General features: G+C 52.1%; 20 protein-coding genes. 19 read left to right on the forward strand and 1 reads right to left on the reverse strand.

Annotated features, from left to right (window positions below; genetic code table 11):
• Window positions 1-62 precede the first annotated feature (62 nt).
• Window positions 63-668 carry a TetR/AcrR family transcriptional regulator gene (locus ACI48K_RS24575; protein WP_475030268.1) on the forward strand — a complete coding sequence of 202 codons (606 nt, stop codon included), beginning with the start codon at window positions 63-65 and terminating at the stop codon, window positions 666-668.
• A 3-nt stretch (window positions 669-671) separates the two neighbouring features.
• Here the strand turns inward: ACI48K_RS24575 and pdxR are convergent, their stop codons facing one another.
• Window positions 672-2,087, reverse strand: a complete 1,416-nt coding sequence (gene pdxR / locus ACI48K_RS24580; protein ID WP_475030269.1) for a MocR-like pyridoxine biosynthesis transcription factor PdxR — start codon at window positions 2,085-2,087, stop codon at window positions 672-674.
• Window positions 2,088-2,205: 118 nt separating this feature from the next.
• Here pdxR and ACI48K_RS24585 point away from each other — a divergent pair, with 118 nt between their 5' ends.
• From ACI48K_RS24585 to ACI48K_RS24670, 18 genes are all read left to right on the forward strand, one after another.
• Window positions 2,206-3,201: an aldo/keto reductase gene (locus ACI48K_RS24585; protein ID WP_475030270.1), complete on the forward strand. Its 996-nt coding sequence runs from the start codon at window positions 2,206-2,208 to the stop codon at window positions 3,199-3,201.
• 203 nt (window positions 3,202-3,404) lie between these two features.
• Complete coding sequence (locus ACI48K_RS24590) at window positions 3,405-3,755, forward strand: DUF805 domain-containing protein (RefSeq protein ID WP_475030271.1); 351 nt, start codon at window positions 3,405-3,407, stop codon at window positions 3,753-3,755.
• 274 nt (window positions 3,756-4,029) lie between these two features.
• Complete coding sequence (locus tag ACI48K_RS24595) at window positions 4,030-4,626, forward strand: DUF1349 domain-containing protein (protein WP_475030272.1); 597 nt, start codon at window positions 4,030-4,032, stop codon at window positions 4,624-4,626.
• 111 nt (window positions 4,627-4,737) lie between these two features.
• On the forward strand, window positions 4,738-5,280 hold the full coding sequence (locus ACI48K_RS24600; RefSeq protein ID WP_475030273.1) for an HAD family hydrolase: 543 nt from the start codon (window positions 4,738-4,740) through the stop codon (window positions 5,278-5,280).
• A 197-nt stretch (window positions 5,281-5,477) separates the two neighbouring features.
• Window positions 5,478-7,199 (forward strand): sensor histidine kinase, encoded by a 1,722-nt coding sequence (locus tag ACI48K_RS24605; RefSeq protein WP_475030274.1) that lies wholly within the window; start codon window positions 5,478-5,480, stop codon window positions 7,197-7,199.
• Window positions 7,192-8,814: a response regulator transcription factor gene (locus tag ACI48K_RS24610; RefSeq protein WP_475030275.1), complete on the forward strand. Its 1,623-nt coding sequence runs from the start codon at window positions 7,192-7,194 to the stop codon at window positions 8,812-8,814. The genes ACI48K_RS24605 and ACI48K_RS24610 overlap by 8 nt, the downstream gene beginning before the upstream one ends.
• 140 nt (window positions 8,815-8,954) lie before the next feature.
• Window positions 8,955-10,577, forward strand: coding sequence for an extracellular solute-binding protein (locus ACI48K_RS24615; protein WP_475030288.1), 1,623 nt, complete (start codon window positions 8,955-8,957; stop codon window positions 10,575-10,577).
• A 120-nt stretch (window positions 10,578-10,697) separates the two neighbouring features.
• Window positions 10,698-11,600: an ABC transporter permease gene (locus tag ACI48K_RS24620; RefSeq protein WP_475030276.1), complete on the forward strand. Its 903-nt coding sequence runs from the start codon at window positions 10,698-10,700 to the stop codon at window positions 11,598-11,600.
• 12 nt (window positions 11,601-11,612) lie between these two features.
• The gene (locus tag ACI48K_RS24625) at window positions 11,613-12,479 is read left to right on the forward strand and encodes a carbohydrate ABC transporter permease (protein WP_475030277.1); all 867 of its coding nucleotides are present in this window, start codon (window positions 11,613-11,615) and stop codon (window positions 12,477-12,479) included.
• A 36-nt stretch (window positions 12,480-12,515) separates the two neighbouring features.
• Entirely contained in the window at window positions 12,516-15,104 is a 2,589-nt protein-coding gene (locus ACI48K_RS24630; RefSeq protein WP_475030278.1) for a glycoside hydrolase family 97 N-terminal domain-containing protein, read from the forward strand.
• 250 nt (window positions 15,105-15,354) lie between these two features.
• Window positions 15,355-16,461 (forward strand): glycosyltransferase, encoded by a 1,107-nt coding sequence (locus tag ACI48K_RS24635; RefSeq protein ID WP_475030279.1) that lies wholly within the window; start codon window positions 15,355-15,357, stop codon window positions 16,459-16,461.
• Window positions 16,458-17,096, forward strand: a complete 639-nt coding sequence (locus ACI48K_RS24640; RefSeq protein WP_475030280.1) for a glycerol-3-phosphate acyltransferase — start codon at window positions 16,458-16,460, stop codon at window positions 17,094-17,096. Before ACI48K_RS24635 ends, ACI48K_RS24640 begins: the two co-directional genes overlap by 4 nt.
• 80 nt (window positions 17,097-17,176) lie before the next feature.
• Window positions 17,177-17,350: a hypothetical protein gene (locus tag ACI48K_RS24645; protein ID WP_475030281.1), complete on the forward strand. Its 174-nt coding sequence runs from the start codon at window positions 17,177-17,179 to the stop codon at window positions 17,348-17,350.
• Window positions 17,351-17,512: 162 nt separating this feature from the next.
• Complete coding sequence (locus ACI48K_RS24650; RefSeq protein WP_475030282.1) at window positions 17,513-19,231, forward strand: sensor histidine kinase; 1,719 nt, start codon at window positions 17,513-17,515, stop codon at window positions 19,229-19,231.
• Between the two features lie 145 nt (window positions 19,232-19,376).
• Window positions 19,377-20,951, forward strand: coding sequence for a response regulator (locus ACI48K_RS24655; RefSeq protein ID WP_475030283.1), 1,575 nt, complete (start codon window positions 19,377-19,379; stop codon window positions 20,949-20,951).
• Between the two features lie 115 nt (window positions 20,952-21,066).
• Complete coding sequence (locus ACI48K_RS24660; RefSeq protein ID WP_475030284.1) at window positions 21,067-21,987, forward strand: ABC transporter permease; 921 nt, start codon at window positions 21,067-21,069, stop codon at window positions 21,985-21,987.
• Window positions 21,988-22,078: 91 nt separating this feature from the next.
• Window positions 22,079-23,023, forward strand: coding sequence for a carbohydrate ABC transporter permease (locus ACI48K_RS24665; protein WP_475030289.1), 945 nt, complete (start codon window positions 22,079-22,081; stop codon window positions 23,021-23,023).
• 66 nt (window positions 23,024-23,089) lie between these two features.
• A complete protein-coding gene (locus tag ACI48K_RS24670; protein ID WP_475030285.1) occupies window positions 23,090-24,682 on the forward strand; it encodes an ABC transporter substrate-binding protein in 1,593 nt (530 codons plus the stop codon).
• Window positions 24,683-25,169: the final 487 nt, after the last annotated feature.

Here is a 25,169-nt window from a genome sequence, read left to right on the forward strand (position 1 = left end):
AAACCGACATAGGCAAATCCGAGTGTCGGGTTATCATCTTTTTGCGAAAAAGTGGAGGAACTATGGAGAACGAAAAAGCAAACCGGCGCACCAAAATGACCAAAATGATCCTGAAAGACACGCTTTTGGAGTTGATCCGCCAAAAGCCCGTTTCAAAAGTGACGATCAAGGAAATCTGCGAACTGGCCGATATGAACCGCAGCACTTTTTACGCGCATTACGCAGATCAATACGATCTGATGCAGCAGGCGGAGGAGGAGATTATCCAAGATCTCCATACCTATGTGAATGAGGCGGCAGAGGGGCAAAATGCGACCGGTGAATATTTCGTCATAGAAAGAATACTGGAGTATATGCTGCAGAATAAAGAGGTTTTCATAGCGCTCCTGAACGGAAACGGCAGCAAGGATTTTGCGAATCACCTCGCGGGGATGGTTCGCCGTCACACCATTGAAGAATGGCTGAGAAGCGGCGCATTGGAGCCGGAAATCGCCGAGTATCTGTATACTTTTGCGGAAGCGGGGGGAACGGGTCTCATGATCAAGTGGGTGAATGACGGCTATATCAAACCTCCCGGCGAAATGGCGGCGCTAATAATCCGGATCATCCGGGGCGGGGTGGCTTCGTTTACGGGAGCGATAAGTAGCGAAATGAAAAGAGACTCATAGCGCTTATGAGCCTGCCTGGTCCTGCATAAACCGCGATAGCCTTTCGATCCCCGGTTCAATGTCCTCCTCGCGGATATTTCCGTAGCCGAGCAGGATCTGATGAATGCGGGTTCCTTTGACCATACAGTAGTCTTCGACACGGTGAACCCTGACTCCGTATTCGGTTGAACGGCTCCAGTCTAAGGGGGAAGCGACTTTAAGCATTTCCACCAGAATATGCATTCCGGCTTCATCTCCTTGAATGATAATCCGATCCTCGAAATGACGCGTTAGGGCTTCGATAAGCAGATTCCTCCGTGTCCGGTAAATGCCTTTCATTTTGTGGATATGGCGGTCCAGGCGACCGTCCCGGATGAATTCGGCCAGCGCGATCTGCGGAATTGTCGGAGTGCGGAGGTTCAGTTCTTCTCTAAGATTCGAGAAAGGGCCGACCAAGTGACGCGGAAGCACGAGAAACCCCATACGGAGTCCGGGGACAAGCGTTTTGCTGAATGTTCCTACGTAGATTACCCTGTCCGGATTCAAGGTTTGCAGCGGCGGGATGGGTACCCCCCTCAGGCGGAAATCCCCATCGTAATCGTCCTCGATGATATAGGATTCTGCTTCCTCCGCGAGCCTTACGGCATGCTGTCGACGTTGAATCGACAAAATGCTCCCGTTCGGAAACTGGTGGGACGGGGTAAGCAACAGAAGATGGCCGCCGGGGAGTTTTGCGAATTCGTGTATCCTTATGCCGGACGCATCAACTTCCACGGGCGTGATTTGGTAATGCTGCCGCTTGAAAATATGCTGCGTGAATTCGATCGTCGGGTCTTCCAGGCAAACGGAATGGTAACTTGGGCGCAGCGCTTGCGCGGCCAGCGAGATTCCATCCGAGGAACCGGACACGATCATGATCTGTTCCGGCTTGCACAGCATGCCTCGGGTCCGGTACAAATAGGCCGAAATTTCGCTTCTCAGCGCTTTTTCTCCTCGTATATCTCCATAGTCCAAAAGTCCGCTAGGCGATTCTTCGGCGGCAGCCTTCAAATACTTGGCCCACCGCTGCTGCGGAAAGCTCCGCAAATCGGGGGTCCCCGTCGCGAAGTCGATGATTCCTCCATCATTTGAATCCGTTTGAGTGCCAGCGTCGGACATCTCCTTGTTCTCGCTCTTTCCCGAAGCGTCCTGTACAATTCCCTCCGCCACAAAGGTGCCCGAACCCACTTGACCGATGAGGTATCCTTCCGCAGTCAACTGTTCATAAGTGTCGATCACCACGTTACGGGCAATGCCGAATTCCTTTGCCAGCTTCCTTGAGGAGGGAAGGCGCATTCCCTGCGACAGCTCGCCCTTTTCAACCTTTTGCCGGATTTGGCGGCAAAGTTGGGCCGTAATTGACATATCTCCAGAAGGATCCAAATGAATACCGAACACCATAATTTAACGCCCTCCTGTAAAGTGGTTCCTCAAAATAAACTGAAAGTGGCTCTAAAATAAACCATTTCCTCTCATTATAATGAAGATGAATCAAAATGGGAAAGGGAGGAAACGAAGGATGGAACGCAAAAATTTAGGCGCCTCCGAAATCAAGGTAAGTCCCGTAGGATTCGGCTGCTGGGCGATAGGCGGATCGTTTTGGCTGGACGGGCTGCCGGATGGATGGGGCGAGGTCGACGACAGGGAATCGGTTCGAGCGATCGGGGCCGCTCTGGAGCGGGGGATCAACTTCTTTGACACGGCGGACGTATACGGAACGGGGCATAGCGAGGAGGTGCTTGGAAGAGCATTAAAAGGACGCCGGCAGGAGGCGGTAATCGCCACCAAATTCGGGTTCACTTACGATGCGGCAACCCGCAGCGTCTTTACGAAGGTCGATATGTCTCCAAATTATATCCGGTTGGCCTGCCGGGCTTCTTTAAAAAGACTGGGAACCGATTATATCGATTTGTACCAAATTCATGATGGAGGCATTCCTTTCGAGCAGCTTGATTCGGTCATCGAATCGCTGGAACGATTGAAGGAGGAGGGCTGGATCCGCGCTTATGGCTGGAGTACGGGGGATGCGGAGCGGGCCGAAGCGTTCGCCCAAAAATCCTCCGCGGTCGCCATCCAGCATCCATTCAACGTGCTGATCGGCGACTCGGATATGGTTCGGCTGTGCGAGAAATATCAGCTCAGCAGCATCAACAACGCTCCGCTAGCCATGGGCCTGCTGAGCGGAAAGTTCGGTCAGGGCTCCAGCCTGCCGGCCGAAGACGTACGGGGCAGCAAGCACGAGTGGGTCCTTTATTTCACGGATGGCAAGCCGCGGGCGGAGTATTTGGCGAGACTCGAAGCCGTCAGAGAGATATTGATCTCCGGCGGACGCAGCCCGGTGCAGGGAGCGCTTGCCTGGATTTGGGGCAGAAGCGGTCAAACGATTCCGATCCCGGGTTTAAAATCGGTGAAGCAGGTGGAAGAAGCGGCGGGGGCCATGAACTTCGGACCTTTAACAACGGGGCAGATGAGGGAAATACAGAAAGTATTGAAGGACGCGGATTCCCCTGTATGAGCGCTATTATTACATGGCTGGCAGATTTAAGAGGCTTCGCCCATCTTTTTGGGGCGAAGCCTTTCGCCGGACCAAAACATTGCGAGTCCCACTCGATTAATGCACATTCGACACTTTTAGAGTTTAACGCAACATAGGATATATTTTTATATTGAAAGGAAGATGAAGGCGATTCAGTCATTTAAAGAAGGTGGGATAAGCAGATGCAATGGTATTTAAAAGTATTAAAAAATTACGTGGGATTTAGCGGAAGAGCCAGACGAACGGAGTATTGGATGTATTTCTTGTTCAATCTTATTATTTCGATCGTCCTGGAAGTCCTGGGTTTGGCCATCGGGATCGGGCTGATCTTGGCTATCATCTATGGAGTGGTAGTCCTGCTGCCGTCTCTGGCTGTATTTATTCGGCGCTTGCACGATACGGGAAGAAGCGGCTGGATGATTCTGCTGGGATTAATACCGCTGGTTGGCACCATTATCATCATTGTCTTTTTGTGCCAGGACAGCAATGAAAGCGCAAATCACTACGGAGAAAGTCCGAAGCTCAGCGCGTAATCATACATATCGAAACAATTTTATTTTTGGATTAGTACATAGACAGGAGCTTTGATTTCTTACATAGCCATCGTCAAAGCAAAAAATCTTCCTTTCATCGGAACAACCTAAGCCGAATCGTTCTCAAAACCATTCGTTTGAGAATAATTCGGCTTTTGGGCTTTTCTCTAAAGTATGTCTGGCCTTAGTCTAGTGTTTTTCGGTAGAATAGACGGTAGACACAATGTTGAATATGGAACGCTTATGTGAAAAGAAACGATGGAGGGGAATGAACGTGTTTACTTTTGACGTTGACCGTACATTTTGGATTCATGAGCCGAAGCAATACGATATCGGCAAGGAGCGGATAACGTTTCAAACGGAGGCGGGCACCGATTTTTGGCAAAGAACGTATTACGGCTTTCGGAACGATAACGCGCCTGCGCTTCTTCTGACAACGAGCGAGTCTTATTTTTCGTTTACGTTGAAAACGGAATTTGACAGCAAGGCGCAGTTTGACCAATGCGGCGTGGTGATCTATCAGGACAGCGACAATTGGTTCAAGGCTTCGATCGAATACGAGAATGAAACGTTCCAGCGGCTGGGGAGCGTCGTGACCAATCATGGGTATTCGGATTGGGCGACCACGGATCTCGAAGGCGGCGTCAAATCGATGTATTACCGGCTAAGCCGCCGGGAAAGCGACTATTGCATTGAAAGCTCGCATGATGGCGTTCATTTCGAACAAATGCGGATTTTCCACTTGTTTGAGGGAGGCGGGGAGATCCATTTCGGCGTTTATGCCTGCAGTCCCTCGGCATCCTCTTTCCAAGCCGTATTTTCCGAGCTTCGTATCACCGAATGCCTATGGGAGGCCCATACGCCGGCTTAATGTTGGTGTGAATGTTCTCAAATTTACTGACCCTACAGTCAAGGATTCTGATATTATACCGGTGATATATCGGCAACAAGATTCGCAAGGGAAGGGAGCTAGACCGAAGTTATGGATAAGAAACAGCTCATTATTTTTATGGACAGCGGCGATACGATCATCGACGAGTCGACGGAAATCCGGGACGAGGAAGGAATTGTCGTCAGCGCGAACGTCATACCGGGTGCAGACGAGACGGTAAAAGCCTTGTACGAAAGAGGCTACACGCTGGTTTTGGTCGCCGACGGCGATGCCCAGTCCTTCAAAAACGTGTTTAAGCAAAACAACTTGTACGACTATTTTACCGCCATGATCATTTCCGAAAATATTAAAGCGACCAAGCCAAGCGCGCGCATGTTTAAGGCCGCCGCGGGGGCGATTGAGCTCAAAGAAGAGGATTTCCGCCGGGTCGTGATGGTCGGCAACAATTTGAGCCGCGACATGAAAGGGGCCAACGCACTCGGGATCACCAGCGTCTTTCAGAGCTGGACGACGCGTTATCCGCATGAGCCTGCGGACGAAAGCGAACGTCCGGATTATACGATCGGCCAGCCGCTGGAGCTGTTGGAATTAGCGGAACGGCTCAACGCGCGGCTGGAAGGCGTACTGAAATAAAGGCCTTGTCCAGCAGCATGAATCTGGCAGGCTTGTTTATATTGAACCGTCCGACGGCGAATCGGACGGTTTTTTACATTTTCCGAGTGTGATAAAGTAATATTCAAATTCGCCTGTCATTTTTATTAACGGTCAAGCACGGTTTGCTGTGGCGGCAGACCCTACCCTACGCTTGCCGACAAGGAAGGGACCCTAACATGAAGCGGCTAGGAAGCTCCAAAGGTTCGGTTTTTACGAGATTCGTCGCGTTTTTTATGCTCACGATCACACCGATATGCGTAATTGCCATGATTCTTTACAATTGGCAGATCCGCCTGCTTGACGGCACAACGGTGGACGCTTTTAATTCATCGGCCCTCCACGGGTTTAACAATATCGAAAATGAATTGACAAAAGTGAAGGCGCTTTCATATTCCAATTTGCTGGACGAGGATTTGCTGATGCTTTCGAACTCCAGCGCGATCATGAGCAATTATCAGAAAACCGTGTCCATCAATCGGTATATCCGCCGCATGGAAACCCTGAAGGACAGCAGCGGCTATATCCAGGAGCTCAAAACCTATATTCCGAGCCTGCATCGGGTCATCGACGTCGAAGGCAATTTGACCCCGGACACCGGCGAAATCTTGCAGATTTACGAGACTTCAAAGCGGCAAACCGGCTGGCATTTTACGGTCTGGGACGAGCGCCTGTTTTACGTATTCCTTCCCCCGGGGACCCCAAGCGGATCGGACAACTTCACCTACTTGTTCGTTGTCGAGATCTCAGGGAGCCGGATCAAAGAAGAGCTTGCCAATATCTCCAATGCGGAGAATATCGTTCTGTACGACGCCAATCATTCTTATGTCGCTTATGAGCAGAAACCGGGCGTAAACCCCGTAGATCTTCAAAGCCTGGTCGCGCGGCAGCCGGGTAACGGCCCGCACAAGATCAAAGCAAAGGGGGGGCCGGCCTGGGTCGTCAACCAGGCTTCCGAATATCTTGGACTGAATCTGGCGGCCAACTTGCCCGTCCATCAAATCAACCCGCAAATTCGGGAGCTTCGCGGCTATTTCATCGTATTCAGCTTGGTCATTATTTTGACGGTGCTTATTTTGACGTACCTGACGGCCAAGCTGATCAAAAATCCGCTGGGGATTTTGGTGAAAGCGTTCGGCGAGGTGCAGCGGGGCAATTTGGGGCTGCAGCTGGAGCATCGCAAAAACGATGAGTTCCGTTACATTTACCGTTCCTTCAACGCGATGGTCGCCAGGATCAAGGATCTGTTGGAGCAGGTCTACGAGCAGAAAATTCTGGCACAACGCGCCGAACTTAAACAACTTCAATCGCAGATTAACCCGCATTTTCTTTACAATAGCTTTTTCGTTATCCGGAATATGGCCCGGCTGAACGATTTCGAGAGCATCAAGCAGTTTTCGGAGTATTTGGCCAAATACTACCAGTTTATTACCCAGAAGCAATCCGGCGATATTCCGCTTGCCGAGGAAGTGGAGCACTCCAGAATTTACGCCGATATTCAGAAGATGCGTTTTGGCGAGCGGGTGGACATCCGTTTCGACGAGATTCCGCCCGAGGCCGCAGGCAGGCTTGTTCCGAGATTGATTCTGCAGCCGCTGGTCGAAAATGTGTTCGAGCACGGCATCGGCAATTTCACCGAGGAAGGAATTTTGCGGGTCAGCTTTAGCAGCGATCGGGACAACCTTGTGATCGCGGTGGAGGATAACGGCGAAATAACCGACGAAGGATTGGAAAAAATGAGAGCAAGCTTGCGGCAGAACGCCGGAGAAATTAGCGGCCTGACCAACATCCATAAGCGTCTCCAGCTGTTATACGGCAAGGATAGCGGCGTCAAGGTGGGGAAAAGCGCGCTTGGCGGACTAAGAGTGGCTCTAACGATAGGCGAGGTGGAACATGTATAAACTGTTGATTGTTGATGATGAACCCTATATTCTCGATGGTTTGATCGATTTGTTTCAGGAGAACGAAGAACTGGATGTATACAGTGCTCCCTCGGGGAACAAGGCTCTGGAATTGCTGCACCGGACCCGAATGGATATCGTTTTGACCGACATAAGGATGCCGGGAACAAGCGGCTTGGAACTGCAAAAGGAAATTCGGAAGCAATGGCCTTATTGCAAGCTGGTTGTTCTTACTGCGTACAGCGAGTTCACCTACGCCTATCAGGCTATGAAAAATAACGCCGTAGGTTATGTCCTTAAGAGTGAAGGAGAGGACGCCATTGTCGCGGCCGTAAACGAATGTATCCGGCAAATCCGGCAGGAAAGACAAGCGCAGGAGTTTATCGAGGAAAACGAGCAGTATATCGCCTCCGCGCTCCCGATGCTGCAAAGCGCTTGCCTCCTCAAGCTGTTGGAGGGAGAGCCGATCGGGGAGTACCGGGACGATCTCGCCAAATACCGGATGGAGATCGATCCGGAGAAACCAAGCCTTTTGGTGGCGCTCCGACTGGATAAAAGCTCGCTTCGCGGCACTTCCGACAGCCAGCTTGATTTTTTCATGCAGGTCAAGGCGGTATTCCAGAAATATCTTTTGGAGATGTATGCCGGGTATGAAGCCACCTTTGAGGGCAAAAACATGATCTGGGTGCTTCAGCAAAAAGACGCCGCCCGCAGCCTGCTTTACTTGAAAGAAACGCTGGAAATTGTCCAATCGCATTGCCTGCAGGCCCTGAACGCGTCGGTGTCCGTGATTTACGACGATTACGCGGATTGGGAAGAGCTGCCGGCCAGATTCGGCGCCGTTAAACTGATCCTCAGCCAAATGACGGTGAACAACGACGAGCAAATCCTTGCCAATTCCCGCTTCTACTTGGAACAAAAGGACGGCGACTATGAGCGGCCGGAGCAGGATCTGAAGCAGTTCAAGCATCTGACCGCGCTTCAGGCTTGTCTGGAAGAAGAGGAGGATGAGCAGCATTTCTCCGAAACTCTGAAACTGCTGCTGAGCGATGATGAGGGGCCAAGAGATGCGCTTTTGACCAATCTGGAGACGTATCACGCGCTGACCAATATGCTGCTCACCTATATCAACAGCCGGAAGCTTTCGAAGGAGCTTTTTGCCGATCGGGACAACTTCGAACTGTTTTACCGTTTCTGCGACAAGGCGACTCTGGAAAAAAACATCACCAAGCTGGTCAAGCAAATTTTTGAGCTTCGGCAAAAGAAACAGGCTACGCACAGCCAAAATTTCGCGGCCAAAATCAAACGCTACGTTGCGGGGAATCTGGCCGACGATCTTTCCCTCTCCGCGCTTGCCGAGCGTTTCTATATCAATCCCGTATACATGTCGCGCTTATTCAAGCAGACGACGGGCGACAACCTGACCGACTACATTACCCGAAAACGGATCGAGTATTCGGAAATACTTTTGAAGGACACGGAATTCAAAATCCACCGTATCGCCAAAGAGGCCGGCTACGACTCGGCCGCTTACTTCACCCGGGTTTTTAAAAAGCAAAAGGGGCTTACCCCTGTGGAATATCGGGATCGTTACGGCCCGGCCGGCCCGGAATGAGCGACTTAAGGAACACTGGTTGAGAGAAGACAAGAGAAGTAGATATCTTATTATGTTCAACGCATCATCCGCAGGACTACACTTATTACATGGATGCAGCCATTAGACTGAAATTGAGGATGGTGTTTCGCTTGAGAAAAATGAAGCTTCTGTCGCTCCTGCTTACGATCGCGGCGGTATCTTTCTCCGCCCTTTCCGGGTGCTCGAACAACAACGATGCCGCGGCTCCTTCGCCTGCGGACTCGGACGGTCAAAACGGCAATAAAATGATAACGGTTACAGCGGTTCGCCCGGTTCCCGACGACTTGAAATTCAGCGGTTCCGATACGCTGGACAACAACGTGTGGACCCGGTTATACGACTCCGAGCTTGGTATCAAGTTGAATTACGAGTGGATGGTTCCGGTCGCCCAATACGAGCAAAAGCTGAACATTTCCATTGCGTCCAATGACCTGCCGGACATTTTTCAGGTAAGCGCATCGCAGCTGAAACAGCTGGTGGAAGACGATCAATTGGCGGATCTCACTTCGATTTACGACCAGCAGGCCAGCGATTATACCAAGGACGTCTTGAGTCAGGATGGCGGCAACGCGCTCGCTTCGGCGACCTTCGACGGCAAACTGCTGGCCCTGCCGAAGATGGCTTCGGGGCTAGGGCAAGCCAACGTGCTGTGGATTCGGACCGATTGGCTGAAAAAGCTGAATCTGCAGCCGCCCAAAACGATTGAAGACGTGAACAAAATCGCCGAAGCTTTTACCCGAAACGATCCGGACGGGAACAAAGCGAATGATACCTTCGGTTTGGGGCTCAACAAGGATTTATGGGGCATGTTCGCTTCTTTGGAAGGTTATTTCAACGGATACGGCGCCCATCCGAACATTTGGGTCAAGAACTCCGCCGGAGAACTGGAGTCGGGCAACATCCAGCCGGAGGTCAAGACGGCGCTTCAAAGCTTGCAGACGCTGTTTAAGAACGGATTTATCGATCCGGAGTTCGGCGTCAAGGATTCCTTTAAAGTCAGCTCGGATGTAGGCGCCGGCAAAATCGGCATGTTCTACGGGCAGTTCTGGAATATGGGCTGGCTGTCCGACGCCAAGGTCGCCAACCCTGATATGGAATGGCAGCCGTACGCGCTTGTAGGCACGCAGGAGGGCGGAGCTTTTGTCCAGGTGCCTTTCCCGATCAATACCTATTACGTGGTCAGCAAGAACGCGAAGCATCCCGAAGCTATCATTCAAATGCTCAATCTGCAGCTTGAAAAATGCTTCGGTAAGACGGCGGAGCCGGAGGTTTACAACGTCGATACGGCAGGAAATCCGATCTTCGAATATCCGCTCGTCTATTCTGAGCCGCCGATGAAAAATCCCGATGCCCAGGTCAAAGTGACCGCCGCTTTGGAGAAGGACGACACCGGCGCCCTTAACGCGGAGGAACTGAGCTATTACAACACCATCAAGGCCTACAGAGGCGGCGACATGGCCGGATGGGGAACGGAAATGATGTATGGTCCCGGCGGTTCGCTGAAGGTCATCAACGATTACGCTTCCGGCAGCAAGGTGCTGAACGACGAATATTTCGGGCCGCCGACGGATGAAATGACGCAAAAAGGCGCCGTTTTGTCCCAGACCCAGCTGCAGACCTTCACCGAAATCATCATGGGCGGAGATATCGGCAAGTTCGACAAATACGTATCCGACTGGAAAACGCTAGGCGGAGATCAAGTCACGAAAGAAGTCAACGACTGGTACGCCCAAAGGAAATAAGGCGCCGAAGATTCTGAAACAAGCGGCTTCGGGTTTGCCTGCCTGACGGGAACCGCCCAAAGGGCAGGCAACCCATTCACCCCAATGAATCCTTTGCCGCAGAGAAAGGAGCTGTTGAACATGGCGCGCTTCAAAAGAGATATCCCCCTGCATCTCATGATGCTGCCGGGCGTTATCCTCGTACTGGTCTATTCTTACGGCCCCATGCTCGGGCTGGTCATGGCTTTTCAAAAGTTCTCGCCGAGCAAAGGCTTTTTCCGTTCCGAGTGGATCGGATGGGACAATTTCAAATATATTCTGAGCATCCCGACCTTTCCGGAGGTCATCCGCAATACGCTTGTCATCTCGATCGTGAAAATCGTGCTCGGCATCATTGTTCCGGTGATCGTGACGCTGATGCTGAACGAACTGAGGCTGCGCAAGCTGAAAAGAAGCATGCAGACAATCATCTATTTCCCGCACTTTCTCTCATGGATCATTCTTGCGGGCATTTTCATCGACATCCTGTCCCCGTCCGAGGGGATCGTCAACAAAATCATCACGGCCTTCGGCTTTAAGCCCATTTATTTCCTAGGCGACCAGACTTGGTTTCCGATCAGTATGATTCTGACCGATACCTGGAAGGAATTCGGTTACGGTACGATCATTTATCTCGCGGCCCTTTCCGGCATCAACCCGACGCTTTACGAAGCGGCCCAAATCGACGGGGCGGGGCGGTGGAAACAGATGTGGAATATCACGCTCCCGGGGCTTATGCCGATGATCCTGCTGATGTCCGTGCTGGCTTTGGGGAATATCCTTAACGCGGGAACCAACGGGTTCGAGCAAATTTTCAATATGTACAGCTCGCAGGTATACAAGACGGGCGATATTCTGGATACGCTGGTCTACCGGATTGGCATGGAGAACGCCCAGTTCAGCGTCGCAACGGCGATGGGGTTGTTCAAAGCGGTGATCACATTCCTCTTCATGACTACGGGATATTACGTTGCGAACAAGAGACTGGACTATAAAATTCTGTAGAGAAGGGATAACGTGGGTAGAAAAATATTCAATGCGGCCAATATCGTCATCTTGTCGCTGCTGGCCCTTTCCTGCCTGGTTCCGTTCATCAACGTGCTGGCCGTATCCCTAAGCTCCAGCGCGGCGGTTTCTACAGGCAAAGTGTTTCTGATCCCGATCGATTTCACGCTGAAATCATATAAATTCGTGATCGAGAAGCCGGAGTTTTTTCAGGCCTTTTCGATCTCCGTACTGAAAGTGCTCGTTGGGGTTCCCGTCAATATGCTTCTGACGATCATGCTGTCCTATCCGCTGTCCAAAACGGCGAGAGAGTTCAAGGCACGCGACGTGTACATGTGGTTTTTCGTGGTCACCATGGTATTCAGCGGCGGGCTGGTGCCCTGGTATATGATCATCAAATCGACCCATCTGATCAACAGCTTCTGGGCGCTGATCATCCCATCGGCGGTTCAGGTGTTCAACTTGGTCATTTTGACCAATTTCTTCAAAGCGCTCCCGAAGGGAATCGAAGAGGCGGCCTATATGGATGGGGCTACCCATTGGACCATCCTGTGGAAGGTGTTCGTGCCGCTCTCCAAGCCCGCTTTGGCGACGCTGGTGCTGTTTTGCGTGGTTACGCACTGGAATTCCTGGTTCGAGGGCCTCATTCTGATGAATACTCCGAACAAATATCCGCTGCAAAGTTACTTGCAAACCGTGATCGTCAACCGCGACGTGAAGCTGATGACCTTGCAAGACTTGCAGATGCTGAGCATGGTTTCCGAGCGGACTTCGCGGGCGGCGCAAGTGTTCGTGGCGACATTGCCGGTCCTGTGCGTGTACCCGTTTTTGCAGAAATATTTTACCACGGGGATCGTCCTCGGCAGCGTCAAGGAATAGACAACAGAAATTTCAATTGGAATGGAGCAAACATCTATGTGGAAAATCGCCTCGCCTAATCAAGCACTTCATCTATCCGTTTATCAGGACAGCGACAAAGGACTCCGCTACACCTTAAAAGCAGGCGCTTTTACGATTCTGGAGCCGTCCAGGCTGGGAATGGCCACCAGCCGCGGCGATCTGTTGACCGGTTACGAGTTTGTCGACAGCGCAGAAGACAGCTTCTCGGAAAGCTATTCTCTTCCCGTCAGTAAAAAGGCCATATACCATAACGAGTATCGCGAGCTTACGCTGCATTTCAAGGTCCGGCAGCTGGCGGTGTCCCTTTGCTTCCGTTTGTTTGACGACGCGCTCGCTTTTCGTTACGCGTTTCCCGGCGAAAGCGGCGAGCCGCTGCAGGTTTATCGGGAATATACCGATTTCGCCTTTCCGGACAGCTTTGGCGACATGTGGCTGCAGGATTGGGTAAATACGTACGAAGGTCTCTATAACCGGTGCGACTGGCAAACGGCGGGGAACCGGGATTACGGGATGCCGGCGCTGCTGCGCGGCGAGGAAGGCGGCCATTGGGTCATGCTGACTGAAGCGGGCATTCTGAACACGGAAGGAGCTTACTGCTCCAGCCATCTGCAAAGCGAGGCCGGGCGGCGGATGAAGATTGCCTTTGCTCCTGAGCAAATGGGACCGGTTCAAGCGGGGCTTCCTCTGGAGACGCCATGGCGGATCGCCATCGTTTGCGAAACGCTGGACGCTCTGGTGAACAGCACAGTCAATTACAACCTTAATCCGGCTTGCTCTTGGGAGGATATTTCCTGGATCAAACCGGCCCGCAGCGTGTGGTCTTGGTGGTCCTTTGAAAACGGGGCCCAATTGTACAGCGAGCAAAAGAAATACGTGGATTTCGCCGCGGCCATGGGTTTTGAAGCCATTACCGTGGATGCCGGTTGGGACGACAGTTGGGTGAAGGATCTGTGCGATTACGCCCGCGATAAAAACGTGGACGTATGGCTGTGGTCGGATATGCAGGCCATCGATACACCGGAAAAGGCGAACGAGAAAATTCCCCGTTGGGCCGCGTGGGGCGTGGTGGGTCTCAAGGTAGACTTCTTCATGAACGATTCCCAGCATACGATGGGTCAGTATAACATGATCGCGGATATTATGACCAAGCATAAGCTGATGATCAATTTTCACGGCAGCACGAAACCGTCCGGCGAAGGAAGGACTTATCCGAATCTCATGACGGCGGAAGGCATCATGGGGCTCGAGCATTACAAGTGGAGCGGACTGCCGCATGCCGTGCATAACTGCACCGTTCCGTTCACCCGAAACGTGGTCGGCCCGATGGATTACACGGTGACCGGCTTCTCCAATCCGAACCGGAACACGACCCAGGCGCACCAATTGGCGCTTTCGGTCGTATTCGACTCCGGCGTGCAGCATTTCGCCGACTCGATTTACAGCTTCGAGCCGTGGACCGGGTTGGAGTTCATGCGCCGTCTGCCCGTCAAGTTCGAAGAGGTCAAGCTGCTTTCCGGCTTCCCGGGCGATCATGCGGTGATGATGCGGCGCAGCAGCCGGGAGTGGTTCGTCGGCGGCATCGTCACATCCGCCCGCGGCCTGACGGTATCGCTGGATTTCCTTCCGAAAGGCCGATATACCGTTGAAATTTACAAAGACGGGCGCAACGGCGATATTCTGAAGAAAGAGACGCGCGTCTGCTCGGCCGGGGACAGCCTGCTCGTAGAATCGCTGGAAAACGGCGGCTTCGCCATCTATATCAGCGATGGCGCGGTTCCTCTCAAAACGGGAACCTGCGGCGGATATATGGATGCCGATTTTCGGGTGTACGGAGCGGGCGAGGCCGAGCTGAAAGGCGGCGCGAACCGGGTGGCACGCGAGAACGCGCTGGACGGCAGGGCCGCAAGCTTGGGAAGCGATGGCGAAGTCAGCTTCTCCAAGGTTACGGCAGAGCGGGAAGGCCGTTATACCTTACGGCTGTTCTATCTCTCGGCGCTGCCGAGCGGCCTGAACGTCAGCGTCAATCAAGGCCGGGCGCAGCGGCTGTCGCTTGAATCCTCCGGCGGGGACGAGGTGCTGCGGACGACGGATATCGCGGTCAGCCTGAAGCGGGGCGAGAATACGATTACGCTGCGCAAGGCCGGCAAGGATGAATCCGCTCCTCTGATCGATCGCATCAAGGTCATTGGCAGCGCGCCGGCCGAAGATGTCTTTTACGCGGCGGAAGACGGGGTGCTGTCCGGCGGAGCGGCTTTATGCCACGCCGATTCGGCGGGCGTCAAGAAGGTTGTCGGCATCGGTCGAGGCGGCGCGATTACGTTCGAGCAAATCACTGCGGAAGCGGACGGCGAATATATCCTGACCCTCGATTATTACTCGGGCGAAAACCGGCCGCTGCTTATTGCGGTGAACGGGGCTGCGCCGCTTCGCTCCGTGCTGTTCAACAGCGGGGGCTGGGGACCGTCCCGCTGGGATATTGTCGGAACCAAAGAGGTCAAAATCACGCTGAAGCAAGGGGGAAACACGATTAAGCTGTACAATGACGAGGAGGCCGCTCCGGAAATCGGGCGCATCGGCATCCGTCCGGAATCGGCCAATCACTAAAATTTATTGCGTTATACGGCTTCCGTACCGGCCCGGTACGGAGGCCGTTTTGCTGTTGGAGGACCATTTTCAAGCCTTCCGTTTTGAAGAGCATGCTTTTTCTTTCCGGAGTCCGTTGAAAAATCTGGAATATGCGACTACACTAGCGGTAGCCTCCAATTCTTTCTAACATATGTGGTTTAACAATCATAGAATATTCATATATATTAATTCTCTTATTAATCCGTACTCGGAAGAGGTGGGGCAAGCGATGGGAATTTACATGGTACTCGCAGTACTCGCAATCGGATGTCTTTCAGGTTTTGTGCTGTTTCGCAGACGGTTTCTTCCCGGCCATGGCGGAGAAGCGGACGCTTACGGCGAAAGGCTGTCGGTGATTATTCCGGCAAGAAACGAAGAGAAGAATTTGCCGTATATTCTTGATTCCTTGTTGGCCCAAAGCATACAGCCCTACGAGATTATCGTCGTAGATGATTTCTCGGAGGATCGGACCCGGGAGATTGCCGCCGGTTATGGCGTAAAAGTGATTCAAAACGAGGCGCTGCCTCCGGGATGGACGGGGAAAACCTGGGCGGTATGGAACGGATTCCTGCATTCGACGGGCGATTTGATCGCTTTTCTCGATGCCGACATCCGGCTGGCGCCGCGGGCGCTGGAATCGCTGCTCAAAGCCCGGGCCAAGTCGGGCGGAGTCATTTCGGTCGTGCCGTTCCACTATACGGAGAAATTTTACGAACGGCTCGCGCTGATCGCCAACGTGCTGGGCGTGTTTGCGTTTACGTCTCCTTTTGAACGGAGCAATTCGCAAAAGGGTCTTTACGGCTCCTGCATTTTGACGACCCGGCGGGACTACGAAGCGATAAACGGCCATGACAGCATCCGCTCCGAGCTGCTCGACGACCTTAATCTCGGCGCCAAATACCGGGAAGCGGGGATTGATGTAACCAATTTTATCGGCTGCGGTTTGGTGTCCTTCCGGATGTACCCGAACGGAATCAAAAGCGAGCTGCAGGGGTTCGGCAAAGGCGCCGTATTAAGCACGTCGAAATTGAGCCTTCCAACCGTTATTTTGGTCGCCGTTTGGCTGATCGGGCTCATCGTATCGGAGAGCGCCCTGTTCCTTTGGTACACGCCATGGGCGTATCCGTTGTTGTTTGGATTCATTTTGTATACGCTTCAAATGTATTACTTTGTCAGATATGTCGGTGATTTCGGCAGGATCATGCCCTTATTCCACATTTTATCCACGTTGTTCTTTCTGTTTATCTACCTTTATTCGGCTTACCAGGTCGCATTCCTCGGGCATGTGTCATGGAAAGGAAGAGACATCCAGGTAGGGGGCAGAGGCGGAAAATGATCATCGTGTTTTCTATCATAGGTTTTTTGTGCGGGTCGTTGATGTTTTCGTATTGGCTTGGACGGATGGCCAAAAAGGATTTGAAGGAGATCGGCGACGGCAATCCGGGAGCGTTTAATTTGTGGCGGGCGGCCGGATTCAAATGGGGACTGACCGGAATCCTGCTCGATTTTTTGAAAGGGTATCTGCCGCTTGCCCTGATCCTTTGGAGCGGCTGGATTCAGGGATACGGCATCGTTCCAATTGCGATCGCTCCGATATTGGGGCATGTGTTTTCGCCGTTTTTGAGATTTAAAGGCGGCAAGGCGATTGCCGTAACGTTTGGCGTGTGGAGCGCTTTAACGGCGTTTGAAGTTTCTCTGGCTTATGCGATTATTTTGGCGATGCTGCTCGCGGCTTTTATGCTGATCAAAAAATACAGGGAAGTCCCGAAGGAAGCGGATGGATTCCAGGTCGTGTTCGGCATGCTGCTGCTTTCGGCCGTTTTGTATCTGGGTCACTACCCGCTGCCGACCTTCGGCTGCTGGCTGGCGAATTTCCTGATCCTGACCTATACGAACAGACATGAGCTATACGTGCTGATTACGGGAAGAGCGGATGAAGTCAGCAAACCGGATGATCATGTGACGTTATAAATGCTTATGGGAAATGTATAAAAATGCATAAAGTTAGAAATGGATAATGGTAGATTTCGATTTGAAAGGAGCAAAGCCGATTGGACGCGACTTTTGGAGCAGATGAGGTTGTTCGCCGGATCAAGCAATTGCAGGTAGATGGCGGATCGATGAGCAAGAAGCAAATTAAGCAATCCGATCCGGAGTTGATGCGAAACGCTTTGTTTTATTTTCCCAGCTGGGAACATGCCGTGAAATCGGCAGACACTTTTTAATCAGCAATCGCCAAAAAATCCAATAAACGATCATATGGCCGTTTCCGCTCGCTTATTGCGCAGCCGGGAGCGGCCGTTTTTTGTTCCGACAAACCTGTTTATTTTATTGGAGCGGGCCGCTAAGATGGGGGTATAGTCCAAGAAGAAAAGGATGCCGAACCGATGAAGAAATATATTCCTTTTACTTACAAAATGCTTATTCCTTATCTGCTCCTAGTTTTGCTAACCGACGTGACGATCGGCTACATTTCCTATACGATGCTGGTCCAGTCCCGTACGGAGATGGCGGAGACGAACATAAGAACGGGGATGGAGCAGGCTCGAAACAACATAAGGTACCAGATGGACGAAATTCAGCGGATGTCGGATACGCTGTTCGGCAGCTTGACGTTTCAGCGAGCCTTGCAGACGAGAGGAGAGCCCTATGACATCTACCTGACGATGCTGGACGAAATCGTACCGCAGATCACGGCGCCGCTGAAGCTTTTCGGAAACGACATCCGGCTGATGCTGTATACGCTGAACAGCGATTTGAATATCGTGTCCGGAGATAATCTGGAGGAACCGATCAAAGACAGCGATTATTACATACTTCCTTTTGAGGAAATCAAGAACAGCGCGTGGTACCGCGAGTTCAAGGATTCCGAACGCGATAACATCTGGCTGCAGATCGACACGGATCGACGGCTTAGGAACATTTCCCATATTCGCAGGCTGGTGTCGTACAGCGGGAACATGACGGTGATCGGCTACGTCCGGATTACGGCATCGCTCGACGACCTGTTCGGCGACTTTTCCACGTTTCCGGTGGAAGAAGGCATCACGCTCCGGCTGCTCGATACCTCCGCTTCCGGCGAAGGCTTGCTGTACCAAAGGGGAGAGACGGCCGGGACGGGGAAAGATCAATCGGTTCTTAGCCTGCACGAACCGATTCCAGGGACGGACTTCATGATCGAAACGCTGGTGCCAAGGGATTATTTGACGAAAGACGCGGGAACCTTGCGAAGGGTCATATCTACCGTTTGCGCCATCAGCTTTCTTGTCATGGCGTTAATCGGCCTGCTCGTAGCCAGGCTTTCCGGGCGGAAAATGTCCCGGATCGTCATGCTGGTGAGGGCGTTTCAGGACGGGAACTTCCAGAAACGAATCCGTTTCTCGGGCAATGATGAATTCGTGCATATCGCCGACGCTTTTAATGTTATGGCAGCCAATATCCAAGGTCTCATCAACCGGGTTTACGTCCAGGGAATCCAGAAGAAACAGGCGGAGCTGGAAGCGCTGCAGGCCCAGATCAATCCCCATTTTCTGTACAACACGCTATCCACGATAGGCAGTTTGGCCAATTTGGGCGAAACGGGGAAAGTCACGGAGATGGTTCAGGGATTGTCCCGTTTTTACCGGCTTACCTTGAATCAGGGAAACGTATTTACCGCGCTCGAAAATGAGCTGATGCAGGTGCAGACGTATTTGGAAATCCAAAGGGTGAAATACGCGGGCGCATTTACCGTCCATATCGATGTGGACCCGGATATCTTAAACGTCCGGGTCATGAAATTGATTTTGCAGCCGTTCGTGGAGAACAGCTTCAAGCACGCCTGGTTTGGGGAAACGATCGCGATCCGGATTAGCGGAAGAAGAGTGGGAGAACACATAGAGCTAAAGGTAATCGACAACGGGATCGGGATGAGGCCGGAAACGGTGAAGCGGCTCCTGATCGGGCCAAGCCAGACGGGCGGTTACGGCGTGAAGAACGTGGATGACAGGATCAAGCTCAGATACGGCGGGAAATACGGCGTGAACATCGCCAGCATTTATGGCGGAGGGACAACGGTGCAAGTGCTGCTGCCGGGCAGCGGCGAGACTTTAAGCGAAAGCGAGTAATGAGTAGGTCATACTTCGGGTCAGCTTATCAAACCGAAAATCGGTGAATTTGTATGTATTTTCATTGAACAGCGCGATGTTCAATAGCAAGGGGCGGCGAGTATGCTCAAGATAAGGAGCAAAAACTTCCTGGAGGTTGACGAACATGAGTATCAATGTGTTGCTGGTGGATGACGAAGCGGTGGATCTCGAATGGCTCCGCCGCCGGGTGAGCGGCAGCGGAATCGGCTTGCAGGTGGCGGCTACGGCCAATAACGGGTTTACGGCGCTGAAATTCATGGAGCAGGGCCGAATCGACCTGATTTTGTCCGATATCCGCATGCCGATCATGTCGGGCATTGAATTTGCGCGGCGCGCCAAAGAGCTGAACCCTCAGGTGAAAATCATATTTATCAGTGGCCACGAAGATTTCGGTTACGCCAAAGAGGCGATTCAGGTCAATGCCTCCGGATATCTGCTCAAACCTGTGGAAGACCGGGAACTGATTAAAATGCTGGGAGACATGAGCGCAGCCATCGAGCGGGAACGCGACCAGGATCGTTCGTTTTCGGAAGCGCTTACCCTGGTAAATGAGGAACTGCTTCTGCGCTGGCTGAACGAATATTCTCCGCAGCTTATCGAACCTCATATTCGCGGATTTCTTACCCCGCTGCTGCTTGCGGGAACGGCGGCGGCTCTGGTGGAGATCGACGATCTTGAATGGAAAACCTGCGAACTGCCGGAAACGGAGCGGCGGGAGCAGATTGACCAAATCATGAGCTTTATCCGGCAATTTGTGAAAGGGAGAAAACTAGGAACGTTGCTGTTCAGTCAACAGAATCGATTCGTTATATTGACGGCCGTCCCGGAGGGGGCGTTTCTGGACTGGCTCGAAGAACTGGTCTCCACCGTTCGCCGCGACTCCCCGTTCACCCTGACGGTTGGAGCCGGCAAATACGCCCATGACGCGGATCAATTGCGGGAGTCTTACCGGCAAGCCCAGGCAGCGCTCAGCGCCAAATGGCTGCTGGGCAAAGACCGGGTTATCCGCGAGGCGGGGATGGCTTCTCCGGCGGGAAGATTTGCGGCAAGACGCAGCGATGAAGTTGTGGAACGAATGCAGCAGGCGATCCTGAACTATGACCTGGTTGCGATCGATGACGCTTTGCTGGAGTTGTTTTATAAAGAGACGCCGCTCTCCCAAAAGAACGAGATTTACGATCTCATCATCCGGATTACGGCCAAGCTCCACGCCGATCTGCGGGAAATGGGCGAGAATTTGTACGAGCTGCTGAAGTGGGATTCGCATCAGCCCGAGCTGTTATTCCGGTTCGAAACGGTCCACGATATCGCGTCATGGCTGCGGAAAAGATTTTTCGAATTATCGGAGCTGCTGTATGTGAAGAAACAGCGGCAAAAACGCAAGCTCATTGAGGAAATCATGGCTTACGTGGAAAGCATGCTCGACCGGAAAGTCACGCTCAAGGAGGTTGCCGCCCGCTTTGACTTTACGCCGAACTATTTGGGCTATCTTTTCAAAGAAGAAACGGGGCTTCATTTCAGCGAATACCTGAATGATGTGAAGACGAAACGCGTATGCGAACTGCTGTCCGACCCGACGCTCAAAATCTATGAAATCGCCGAAATCATGGGCTACAAGAACATCATTTATTTTAACCGGCAGTTTAAGCAATCCACCGGCATGACGCCGGGCGAATATCGCAAGAGCCATAAAATTTGATCTTAGTCCCGATCGTGGAATTAGTATTAGTTTTAGTTGTTTTCCTGAATCCCCTCGGCGCAAGGCCCCATTTATAATACGAATATAGAGACAACCAGAGGGGAGTTTGATTCAGATGGCGAGATCCGGCTTTTGGAAAGACGTTAAAAAGTACAAAATCCTGCTGCTTATGCTCACACCGGCGGTATTGTTTTTTCTCCTCTTCGCCTACATTCCCATGGCGGGCATCGTATTGGCTTTCAAGCAGTTCAACTATAACGGCGGTATTTTCGGCAGCCCTTGGAACGGTCTCGATAACTTCCGGTTCTTTTTCGATTCCGGGGATGCCTGGCGAGTGACCCGAAACACGGCGCTTTATAATATCGCCTTCATCATCGTCAACAATGCGGTACAGATTTTCGCCGCGATTTTGCTGTTCGAGGTCGCCGGCAAATGGTTCCGCAAAGTGACGCAAACCCTTCTTTTTCTTCCCTATTTTATTTCCTGGGTCGTCGTTGGCGCCATTGCCTACAACCTATTCAACTACGATGTAGGCACGCTGAATGTGCTGCTGAACGGGCTTGGATTCGAGTCCGTCGATATTTACAACACAGCCGCCTACTGGCCGCTCATCCTTGTCGTCGTGTCGGCATGGAAAGCGCTGGGGTATGGGACCGTCATGTATCTCGCCGCCATCACCAACATTGATACCGAAATGTACGAAGCGGCCGAGATCGACGGCGCCAATGTGTTTCAACGGATTCGAAAAATTACGATCCCCAATCTCTACCCGACGGTGATCATTTTATTTTTGCTGGCGATCGGCAACATTTTCCGGGGAGACTTCGGCATGTTCTACAACATGGTCGGAAATAACGGCTTGCTGTTCGCTTCGACCGACGTCATCGACACGTTTGTCTTTCGGATGCTGACGACTTCCAACGAGATCGGCATGTCCGCCGCCGCCGGATTTTATCAGTCGATCCTCGGCTTTGCCACGATTTTGCTGGCGAATTACGCCGTTCGCAGGTACGACAAGGATCGGGCGTTGTTTTAGATATGTAACTAAAAGGAACGAAAGTCAGGCAAGGAACATTTCGCACGGCTGCCTGCCAAACGTTCATTAGGCATCGAATGGAGGTTTCATGATGAATCCGATTGTCTCGAAATACGCAAATCCGGGTCCGGCGCTTAAGGCGCGAAGGAACAAAGGGAGAACGGGCGACCGCCTGGTGCTCATGATTATCGGTTACTTATCGCTTACGCTGTTAGCCGTCTTTTGCATATTCCCGTTTATTCTGGTCATCTCTTCGTCGCTGACGGAGGAAAGCAAAATCATCGAGGACGGCTTTCAAATTTTCCCGACGGCATTTTCTGTAGAAGCCTACAGCATCCTGTTTAAATACCCGGCCGAAATGCTTAAGGCGTATGGGGTCACCTTGACGGTCACGGCCGTCGGCACGCTGGCGGGGCTCTTTATGACCTCCATGACCGCTTATGTGCTTTCGCGAAAAGATTTCAAATGGCGCGGACCGTTTTCCTTTTTCTTCTTTTTCACCACGTTGTTCAGCGGCGGCCTGGTTCCGTGGTATTTGCTGATCGTCAACCATCTTCAATTGAAGGATAAGCTGATTGTTCTGATTTTGCCGATGCTGATGAACGTGTTCTATATCATCGTCATGAAAACCTTCATGAGCAGTATCCCGGAAGCGATTACGGAATCGGCCAAAATGGACGGGGCGGGCGACTTTCAGATTTTCATCCGTTTTATCCTTCCGCTCTCCAAGCCGGCCTTAGCGACGATTGGGCTGTTCATCGCTTTGGGCTATTGGAATGACTGGTATAACGCGTTATTGTTCATCACCGATTCCGATTTAATGCCGCTCCAGTATTACCTGTACCGGATGCTGGGGAATATGGACGGGATGCGCAGGGCCATTGCCGAATCGGGGGCGGTCATCGCCGTCAACCTGCCGACCGAAAGCCTGAAAATGGCCATGACCATCGTGGCTACGGGACCGATTATGATCGCGTATCCGTTCATTCAGCGTTATTTTGTTCAGGGACTGACGATCGGCGCAGTGAAAGGATGACCACAGGGCAACCTGGTTATCGATATGTTCTCATTATTATCATGAAATCAAGGGGGAACTTCTGTCATGAAGCAGTTGAAAAGAAAGGCCGCATTATTACTGGCCATGGTTTTCGCATTGGCAACCCTGTTGAGCGCCTGCGGGGGCAATAACAACGCCGGCAGCGGGGGCGACTCGAACGCGGGAACGGGAAAGGCGAACAATGGGGCAACCGCAACGCAAAACGATGCGAACGCGACAACAAATGCGGATACTTCGCAAGAGGTGAAGCTTAAAATGCTGATGATCGGCGGGAAACCGGCGGATTACGACGAGGTTTTCGGCAAGCTGAACGAGCTGCTGAAGGCCAAAATCAACGCCACCGTGGAAGCCGAATTCCTGGATTGGGCGGATTGGACCCAAAAGTATCCGCTGAAGTTTGCCGCCAACGAAGATTTTGATATCGCTTACACGGCGAACTGGGCGTTTTATAACGATCAGTCTCTGAAGGGCGGTTTTCTGGAGTTGACGGACGAAATGCTGTCCAAATACGCGCCGAAAACCTGGGAGGCGATGCCGAAGGTCGCCTGGGAGCAAGCCAAGGTTGGCGGCAAGCTGTACATGATTCCGAACAACAATGAGGAAGTCACGGATAAGGTCGTGCTGATCCGGGAGGACCTGCGGAAGAAATACAATCTTCAGCCCGTGAACAGCCCGGAGACCTTTGCGGCCTACGTGAAGACGATCGGCGCCAATGAGAAGGGCATCAGCGCGTATGGAGCTAAACCGGCGGACGGCTGGAAATGGCATGAACTGGATCAAATTTTGCTGGAGCAGCAAAACGAATGGAACCTGGTGGATTATAATTTCCCGCTCGCTTATAAGCTGTCGGACGATTCCGGCAAAGTGTTCAACGTGTACGATACGCCCGAGTTCAAACAATTGATCGCCTATTATAAAGATTTGGCCGACAACAAGGCATGGTCCAGAAATATTGTCAGCAATAAAAACGACGTCTGGCAGGACATGAAGGCGGGAAAAACGGGCTCCTACGCGCAAAACCTCGGAACCGTCGCCTTCAATATGGCGGAAATGCGCCGCGACAAACCGGAGTACGAAGCGGCCATTGCCGATCTGACGCCGGACAAAATGAAAATCGGTTCGATCTCGACGCAAAACGGTATGGCGATCCACGCCACCTCCAAAAATGTGGAGCGCTCTCTCATGCTGATCGATCTGCTGCAAAACGATAAAGAGATTCACGATCTCACGATGTACGGAGTCGCCGGAGAACATTACAATCCGGTAGGCGACGATAAATACACGCCGGGTCCCAAAGCGGCCAACTTCACGAACTTCTCCAACTGGGGCTGGAACTCGCCGCTGAACCGGACGGACGCCTCCTATCCGGAAGAAGCCAATGCGATTCTGGATGATTGGCTGACGAAGGTTCATCATTTCCCGCTGGAAACCTTCGTTTTCGACGATTCCAAGGTGAAGAACGAGGTGGCGAACGTTGGCAACGTGATGCTTCGCTATGCGATTCCGCTGGAATACGGACTCATTAAGGATTTGGATAAAGGCCAGGCGGATCTGATCAAGCAGTTGGATGCCGCAGGCTTGGGTACGATTCAGACGGAATTGCAGAGCCAAATCGACGCATTCCTTGCCGCTCAATAAGCCCGGCACTCCGGAGGGGACGCCCGTCCCCTCCGTTTTATTATGGCTTCAGCCGGTTGAACGTGCGAAGCGTGGGAATAGAAAACCGCCGACAACAAACCATTGGAATGCAGTTCATATGCGGGCGGTGAAATCGAGGCTTATAGCAAAAAACCACCCGATGCAGACGCAATAAGAGAGTGTTCAAGCTGCTGTGTGTAACGAAAGGAAAAGTGGGTTTAATAGCCGGTACCTCGTCAACTCAAAATAGGCTCTTAATGCCACTTTTCAACGATGGAACGACACGAGCCAACTAGGGAGCGACATTAGCTGGAAATTCCCCTGTTAATTGGCCCCTTTTTGAGCCTGGTCGAACAATAACTGGAAATCCTCCAGCTAAATCATCGATTTAGGCGATAAACTACCTCGTTTGCCGAAATTAGTTAAGATGAACGAAAGGCAGCCCCTGTTCGCACACCGTAGGTTAAAATGGAAGTGATAGACCACC

The organism is Paenibacillus terrisolis (assembly GCF_056171975.1).

Coding starts and splice junctions, on each gene's coding strand:
- ACI48K_RS24670 (WP_475030285.1), top strand. CDS start 23,090: ATGAAGCAGTTGAAAAGAAAGGCCGCATTATTACTGGCCATGGTTTTC.
- ACI48K_RS24630 (WP_475030278.1), top strand. CDS start 12,516: ATGTGGAAAATCGCCTCGCCTAATCAAGCACTTCATCTATCCGTTTAT.
- ACI48K_RS24655 (WP_475030283.1), top strand. CDS start 19,377: ATGAGTATCAATGTGTTGCTGGTGGATGACGAAGCGGTGGATCTCGAA.
- ACI48K_RS24615 (WP_475030288.1), top strand. CDS start 8,955: ATGAAGCTTCTGTCGCTCCTGCTTACGATCGCGGCGGTATCTTTCTCC.
- ACI48K_RS24575 (WP_475030268.1), top strand. CDS start 63: ATGGAGAACGAAAAAGCAAACCGGCGCACCAAAATGACCAAAATGATC.
- ACI48K_RS24640 (WP_475030280.1), top strand. CDS start 16,458: ATGATCATCGTGTTTTCTATCATAGGTTTTTTGTGCGGGTCGTTGATG.
- ACI48K_RS24620 (WP_475030276.1), top strand. CDS start 10,698: ATGGCGCGCTTCAAAAGAGATATCCCCCTGCATCTCATGATGCTGCCG.
- ACI48K_RS24660 (WP_475030284.1), top strand. CDS start 21,067: ATGGCGAGATCCGGCTTTTGGAAAGACGTTAAAAAGTACAAAATCCTG.
- ACI48K_RS24600 (WP_475030273.1), top strand. CDS start 4,738: ATGGATAAGAAACAGCTCATTATTTTTATGGACAGCGGCGATACGATC.
- ACI48K_RS24605 (WP_475030274.1), top strand. CDS start 5,478: ATGAAGCGGCTAGGAAGCTCCAAAGGTTCGGTTTTTACGAGATTCGTC.
- ACI48K_RS24610 (WP_475030275.1), top strand. CDS start 7,192: ATGTATAAACTGTTGATTGTTGATGATGAACCCTATATTCTCGATGGT.
- pdxR (WP_475030269.1), bottom strand. CDS start 2,087: ATGGTGTTCGGTATTCATTTGGATCCTTCTGGAGATATGTCAATTACG.
- ACI48K_RS24665 (WP_475030289.1), top strand. CDS start 22,079: ATGAATCCGATTGTCTCGAAATACGCAAATCCGGGTCCGGCGCTTAAG.
- ACI48K_RS24650 (WP_475030282.1), top strand. CDS start 17,513: ATGAAGAAATATATTCCTTTTACTTACAAAATGCTTATTCCTTATCTG.
- ACI48K_RS24585 (WP_475030270.1), top strand. CDS start 2,206: ATGGAACGCAAAAATTTAGGCGCCTCCGAAATCAAGGTAAGTCCCGTA.
- ACI48K_RS24590 (WP_475030271.1), top strand. CDS start 3,405: ATGCAATGGTATTTAAAAGTATTAAAAAATTACGTGGGATTTAGCGGA.
- ACI48K_RS24635 (WP_475030279.1), top strand. CDS start 15,355: ATGGGAATTTACATGGTACTCGCAGTACTCGCAATCGGATGTCTTTCA.